This is a genomic window from Nosocomiicoccus massiliensis, from assembly GCF_000438455.1.
In the GTDB taxonomy this organism is placed as follows: domain Bacteria; phylum Bacillota; class Bacilli; order Staphylococcales; family Salinicoccaceae; genus Nosocomiicoccus; species Nosocomiicoccus massiliensis.
In genome coordinates this window covers 1-6,787 of the sequence record NZ_CAVG010000140.1, presented here as the reverse complement: position 1 = coordinate 6,787, position 6,787 = coordinate 1, and the positions used below count along the sequence as shown (strand labels likewise).

Here is a 6,787-nt window from a genome sequence, read left to right as displayed (position 1 = left end):
ATATGCGTTAAACTCTTCAAAATCTCCTGCAGTATTTAATAGTGGTGCAAATTTCGCAGTAACAACTTCTGGTGTTCCGTTAAATGCGTAATAGACTTTTCCAGTAATTTCTTCACCAGGTGCAATTTCTTGTAAAACAGAGCTGTCTAAATCATAGTACGTCGCTTCTTTATCGTTCACTTGTACAGAGACGTCACGTCCTGCTGGGAAGTTTTTGTCTGTGTTGTTTTTATAATACACTTCAAGCTCTAATACATATTCAAACGATTCAAAATGATCTTCGATTCTTTCATCTGTTAATTGACTCGATTTCACAGTGAAGTCGATGCCGTCGATCGTGACGATTTCCCCGATATCGTTACGCGTATCATTTTCGATTTCCTTTTCAGGCGATACTTTCACTTCTTTTACTTCAGTTTTTTCTGTCGTATCGTCGTTTGATTCTTTTGTAACATCAGTTTCGTTATCTGTACTACAACCTGCAATAAATACGATTAGAACAGTGTTTAACAGTAATTTTTTCATAGTGTCTCCTATCGTTAAATGTTTAAAAATATGGTATCATTCTTTTAAATGAGAAACAAATGAGAGTGGTAGTATGACAGAAATTGTCGTCACGTTAAGTAGCCGTAATTTGACGGAACTTCAACAAGAGTTAGAGGACTTACATCACGCACGAGACGATTTCGATATTTTAGAATTTCGTGGCGATTATTTTGAAGACGATGAAGAAATCATCGACGCACTATATGGTTTAAGAGAGTTAAATAAGCGTATTTTATATACATATCGTACGGAAAATGAAGGTGGCTTTGGTAGCGATGACGCGTATCTGTCACATATTAAATACATTTCAACGCATGCACCGTTTGATATTTTAGATATTCAGTATAATAGTTTGAGAAATGGCGCGTTTATTTCACACGTCAAATCTCGTGGTATCGATGTACTGTTTAGTCATCATGATTTTCTAAAAACACCAGATGAAAAAACGATACAGTCGATCATCGATGGAATGTATGAATCATTTGCAGACTATTGTAAAGTCGCGTATATGCCAACAAATAATGAAGACGTCGAATTACTCTTTGAACTGTTAAAACAAAATAAAGAAAAGTACGGAAATATGATTATTATTATTGCGATGGGGGAAAGAGGTAAAATAACACGCGTCGCAAAAGCACCGTACAATTCAGCGTTCACTTACGGATGTTTACAGACGCCACAAGCACCAGGACAAGTGGAAATAAAAATGTTAAGAGAGGTATATCAACATAATGAATAAATATTACGAGTACAAGAAATGTACAACATGTCGTAAAGGTAAAAAGTATTTAGAAGATAAAGGAATCGATTTAGAAGTCATTGATATGGTAGAAGAACCACCGTCAGAATACGAGTTAAAAGACATCGTTAGTAAAGCAGATAATCACGAAATCGATGACTTTTTTAATACGAGAGGTAAAGTATTTAAAGATCTCGGTTTAAAAGAAAAGTTAGATACGATGTCATTCGATGAAAAAATTGAATTACTGTCGAGTGACGGCATGCTCATCAAGCGTCCGATGCTCGTTACAGAGAGTGCAGTCGTTTTAGGATTTAAAGAAGAACAATACGAAGCAGTTTTAAATGATTAACATTCTGATTTAATTTGTCTATATGATAGTTATGTGAGATAATACAATTATTAATTATTCATTACTAGGGGGTTTTTGTTTTGGCAACACCAAACAACTTAAAGTATTCAGAAGATCATGAGTGGGTAAAAGTTGACGGAGATACAGTAACTATTGGTATTACTGAATTCGCACAGTCAGAATTAGGAGACATCGTTTTCGTTGAGCTTCCTGAAGAAGGAGACGAAATCGCAAAAGGTGACGACTTCGGTTCAGTAGAATCTGTTAAAACAGTATCTGAATTATATGCACCAGTTTCTGGTGAAGTACTTGAAGTAAACGAAGAGCTCGAAGACAGCCCTGAGTTAGTAAACGAATCACCATACGAAGAAGCTTGGATGTTAAAAGTTAAGCTTGCAGATGCATCAGAGCTTGATGAGTTAATGGATGCAGCAGCTTACGACGAAATGACAGGACAATAATTTAATTGAGAACTCTAGACGTCACGTCGTCTAGAGTTTTTTCATTCAAAGGATTTAAAAAATGAAACAAAAAATTACAGAAGAAGAACTAACAGCTATCATAAAACGAAGCGGTGTTGAAGTGATTTACGGATATACGCCAATGTGTGCGACGTGTAAACTCGCAGAGTCGTTTTTAAATATCGCAACAAAAGTCATAGACGTAAACGTCACAAAGATCGATTTAAACTATTACGAGGCTTTTATTCAGCAATATAAAATTCATAGCGTACCAGCTTTATTAATTTTTAAAGACGGTAAACTAGAAGAAGAAGTGTACGCGTTTGAGTCGGTGACTAAAATTGTCGAAATATTTAAAAAGTACATTGACAACGAAAATTCGTAGTGCTACAATAAATCAAACTTAATAATTCTTATCCAGAGTGGTGGAGGGAAGTGCCCAAGGAAGCCACAGCAACCGTCTAAATAGACAAGGTGCTAATTCACTGAATGATCAAGATCATTCGAAGATGAGAAAGCTAACGTTATTTATGCTTACTCATTTTTGAGTAAGCATTTTTTATTTTCTTCATGTGAAAAAGAATTATTAAGCGGATAAAACTGGAGGCAAAGCGATGATTGATATTAAAAATGTCACTAAAGTTTTTAAAGGGAAAAAGAAAACCGTCCATGCGGTAGATGATGTGTCGTTACATATCGAAAAAGGAGAAATTTTCGGTATTATCGGGTACTCCGGAGCTGGAAAGTCAACGCTAATCCGAATGCTCAACGGCTTAGAAACACTTTCAAGTGGAGACGTTGTAATCGGTGGAGACACGATAAACACCCTTTCAAAAAAAGGGTTACGTAAAAAGCGCCAAAAAGTGTCGATGATTTTCCAACATTTTAACTTGTTATGGTCCCGCACAGTTTATGAAAATATTCGCCTCCCCCTTGAAATCGCGGGTGTATCAAAGAGTGAAATGGACACTCGTGTGACGGAGTTAATTCATCTTGTCGGTTTAGAAGGTAGAGAACATAACTATCCAAGTGAATTATCCGGCGGTCAAAAGCAGCGTGTCGGTATCGCGAGAGCACTTAGCAATCATCCAGAAGTGTTGTTATGTGACGAAGCGACGAGTGCTTTAGATCCACAAACGACAGATGAAATACTCGATTTACTCGTAAAAATTCGTGAAGAACTAGGGTTAACAATCGTCATGATCACGCACGAGATGCAAGTGATTCGTAAAATTTGCGACCGTGCAGCCGTCATGGAAAATGGAAAAGTCATCGAGGTTGCACCGATTATCGAATTGTTCCAAAATCCAAAGTCATCTGTAACAAAACGATTTGTACAAGATGATTTAGACGATGAAGACGTCGACGTTCAAATTAAAGCAATTAAAGAAAGTTTCCCGAATTCGACAGTATTAAAACTCGGATTTGTCGGTACGAAAGCCAATCGTCCAATCGTCTCTCAAGTAATCAAAACGTATGATTTAGACATGAACGTCTTATCTGGAAATATTAAACAGACAAACGACGCATCATACGGTCATCTATACGTTGCGACTGAAGTTCAAGGTGAGACGTTAACTAAAATTATTGAACAATTTGAACGTGAAAATGTGTCAGTGGAGGTCATCAAATGAACGATATAAAAGAAATGTTCCGATTTGAACACGTCAAAATCGATGCACTAATCGAAGCGACGATAGAAACGCTGACAATGACAGGAATTGCGACGCTATTTTCATTCGTCATAGGAATTATATTAGGTGTCATTTTATTTCAATCATCAAAAGGTAAGGCGATTGCCTCTAAGCCGGTGTACGGTGCGACATCATTTGTCGTTAACCTATTTCGTGCCATTCCGTTTATCATTTTAATCATATTACTCATACCGTTCACAAAAGCAATCATGGGAACGATGATGGGGGTATGGGGAGCGATGCCGGCATTAATTATCGGATCGTCTCCATTTTATGCGAGACTCGTTGAAATCGCATTAAAAGAAGTCGACAAAGGCGTAATCGAAGCCGCTGAGTCGATGGGCGCAACACAAACTGAAATTATTTGGAAAGTGTTACTCCCTGAATCACTTCCAGCACTCATTTCAGGAATCACAGTAACGGCGATTATGCTCGTCGGTTCAACTGCAGTCGCTGGTGTTATTGGAGCAGGAGGTCTCGGAAGTCTAGCATACATGGTCGGATTTACGAGAAGTCAACCAGACGTGACACTCGTTGCGACAATCGTTGTTTTAATTATTGTTTTTATCATTCAAATTATTGGAGACACTGTATCTAAAGCAGTCGACAAAAGATAAGAGGAGACTTATTTATGAAAAGAATATTATTTGCATTTACATTATTACTAACAGTAGTACTTGCTGCATGTGGTGGCGGCAAAGAAGCGAACGAAAAGTTAACAGTCGTTGCGACACCAGTACCACACGCTGAAATTTTAGAAGAAGCAAAACCATTATTAGAAGAAAAAGGAATCGATCTCGACATTAAAGTCGTGAACGACTACAACACACCAAACCAAATGTTAGACAGTGAAGATGCAGATGCAACTTTCTTCGCGCACATTCCATACTTCAACAACTTATTAAAAGAAGGATTCGACTTTGAAAATCTTGGAGCTGTTCACTTAGAGCCTATCGGTGTATATTCTAACGATTATAAATCATTAGAAGAGTTACCAGACGGAGCGAAAATTATGCTTTCAAACAACGTACCAGATGAAGGACGTATCCTTAAATTCTTCGTCGACCACGGTTTACTCACATTAAAAGACGGTGTTGACCCAATCGAAGCAACGATCGACGATATCGAAGACAACCCACATAACTTCGTATTCGACAACAAAACAGCACCAGAAATCATGGTCAAAGCATACGAAAATAACGAAGGTGATGTGTTCTTCATCAACGCAAACTACGCGATTGACTCAGGATTATCACCAAAAGAAGATGCGATTGAACTTGAAGCGGCAGACTCAGACTACGTAAACGTTGTAATTGTAAGAAGCGCAGACAAAGATAACGAAAACTTAAAAACACTTGTAGAAGTATTACAAAGTGAAGAAATCAAAAAATTCATCGATGGCAATTATGACGGTGCAGTAATTCCGGCAGAATAATGAGAGGAGACACGGCTTTTTAAGTCGTGTCTTTTTGTGTGGAGAGAGGGTTTTTTATCTTTTTATTAAAGAGTAAGTTTATAAATGTTCGATAGCCGGGTATAATTACATATCAAGAATTTACTGGAGGTAATCTAAATGGATGAATTTGAACGTAATTCAGAATACACATATGAAACACGCCCTGTGTTCGACGGACAAATCGTAATGCTATCGTACTTATCATTATTTGTATCAGCATTCATTGCGCCGCTAATTTTATGGGCAGTTAAGAAAGACGACGATCCAGAAACAGGTGCAGCACTAGCTGATGTATTAAACTTCTCGATTTCGTATTCGATCTATTCATTTGTTTCATCGATTTTAACTGTAGTTCTAATCGGGTTTATTACGACACCAATTATCTTAGTGATGGTAGTTGTCTTTACGATTATTGGAGCAATTAAATCATTTAACGGTGAAAGATATCTTCCACCACTTACAATTCAATTCATTAAATAAGGAAAACGCATGTGCCTAGGCACGTGTGTTTTTTCGTGTGGAGTTTCAGTTTATGATAAAAAACCTAAACAACTGTTATCGATCCGACGTAATTGGTTTTTTATCTTAATTATCAGTGGGATCCAATATTTGTTAAATATATCCGGATAATTAACAAAATCGCGAAATTTTTGTTAAACAAAATTTCGAGAAATGATGTTATTTTCTTTTAGGGATAAAAACACACGATAAGCACCCTGGAACCCTAACCTCAACCTGAGTTTTTCATCTTATTTAACACGTTATCTCGAAATATGTTAAATATATCCAGATAATTAACAAAAACTCGAAATTCGGTCGCGTTTTTGTTAGATAAAAAAATATATTTAACAAAAGTGAGGGCGGCGAGCAGAAATTTGTTAATTAAACCTGGATATCTAACAGAATCGCGGAATTTTTGTTAAATATAATTTTGAGAAGTAGTGCTATTATCTTTACAGGATAAAAAGACACCTTTAGCCTCGCGGCCCCCTGATCTCAACCTGAGTTTTTCATCTTAATTAACACGTTATCTCGAAATATGTTAAATATATCCGGATAATTAACAAAATTACGGAATTCAGACTCGCTTTTGTTAGATAAAAAAATATATTTAACAAAAACCTGGGCGGCGGGACGAAATTTGTTAATTAAACCTGGATATCTAACAGAATCGCGGAAATTTTGTTAAATATAATTATGAGAAATAGTGCTATTATCTTTACAGGATAAAAAGACTCCTTTAGCCTCGCGGAACCCTGATCTCAACCTGAGTTTTTCATCTTAAATTAACAGGTTATCCCGAAATATGTTAAATATATCCAGATAATTAACAAAAATTCGGAATTCAGCCATGCTTTTGTTAGATAAAAAAATATATTTAACAAAAGTGAGGGCGGCGAGCAGAAATATGTTAATTAAATCCAGATATCTAACAGAATCTCAAAATTTTTGTTAAATAAAATTTTAGCAAACAGTGCTATTATCTTTACAGGATAAAAAGACACCTTTCTACCCACGAAATTCTAATCACAACACGTT

9 protein-coding genes and 1 riboswitch are annotated in these 6,787 nt (G+C 36.4%); of the genes, 8 read left to right on the top strand and 1 reads right to left on the bottom strand.

Translation table 11 applies throughout. The features are described from left to right. Positions 1-525 (bottom strand): hypothetical protein (locus tag TJ68_RS06795; protein ID WP_040929412.1); only part of this gene is annotated, 525 nt, incomplete at its 3' end. A gap of 73 nt (positions 526-598) precedes the next feature. Between TJ68_RS06795 and aroD the strand changes: the two genes are divergently transcribed. The 8 genes from aroD to TJ68_RS06755 all read left to right on the top strand — a co-directional run bounded on the left by aroD (position 599) and on the right by TJ68_RS06755 (position 5,728). Beyond that, positions 599-1,285: a type I 3-dehydroquinate dehydratase gene (aroD, locus tag TJ68_RS06790; RefSeq protein WP_040929411.1), complete on the top strand. Its 687-nt coding sequence runs from the start codon at positions 599-601 to the stop codon at positions 1,283-1,285. Further along, complete coding sequence (locus tag TJ68_RS06785) at positions 1,278-1,637, top strand: Spx/MgsR family RNA polymerase-binding regulatory protein (protein ID WP_040929410.1); 360 nt, start codon at positions 1,278-1,280, stop codon at positions 1,635-1,637. Before aroD ends, TJ68_RS06785 begins: the two co-directional genes overlap by 8 nt. A gap of 80 nt (positions 1,638-1,717) precedes the next feature. Continuing rightward, positions 1,718-2,098, top strand: a complete 381-nt coding sequence (gene gcvH / locus TJ68_RS06780) for a glycine cleavage system protein GcvH (RefSeq protein ID WP_040929409.1) — start codon at positions 1,718-1,720, stop codon at positions 2,096-2,098. 61 nt (positions 2,099-2,159) lie between these two features. Further along, on the top strand, positions 2,160-2,483 hold the full coding sequence (locus TJ68_RS06775) for a thioredoxin family protein (RefSeq protein ID WP_040929408.1): 324 nt from the start codon (positions 2,160-2,162) through the stop codon (positions 2,481-2,483). A gap of 25 nt (positions 2,484-2,508) precedes the next feature. Further along, positions 2,509-2,614, top strand: a riboswitch (SAM riboswitch). Positions 2,615-2,712: 98 nt separating this feature from the next. Continuing rightward, on the top strand, positions 2,713-3,732 hold the full coding sequence (locus tag TJ68_RS06770; RefSeq protein ID WP_040929407.1) for a methionine ABC transporter ATP-binding protein: 1,020 nt from the start codon (positions 2,713-2,715) through the stop codon (positions 3,730-3,732). After that, positions 3,729-4,409 (top strand): methionine ABC transporter permease, encoded by a 681-nt coding sequence (locus TJ68_RS06765; RefSeq protein WP_148449686.1) that lies wholly within the window; start codon positions 3,729-3,731, stop codon positions 4,407-4,409. Before TJ68_RS06770 ends, TJ68_RS06765 begins: the two co-directional genes overlap by 4 nt. A 14-nt stretch (positions 4,410-4,423) precedes the next feature. Beyond that, complete coding sequence (locus tag TJ68_RS06760; RefSeq protein ID WP_040929406.1) at positions 4,424-5,227, top strand: MetQ/NlpA family ABC transporter substrate-binding protein; 804 nt, start codon at positions 4,424-4,426, stop codon at positions 5,225-5,227. Between the two features lie 138 nt (positions 5,228-5,365). Continuing rightward, a complete protein-coding gene (locus TJ68_RS06755) occupies positions 5,366-5,728 on the top strand; it encodes a DUF4870 domain-containing protein (protein WP_040929405.1) in 363 nt (120 codons plus the stop codon). The last annotated feature ends 1,059 nt before the right edge of the window (positions 5,729-6,787 follow it).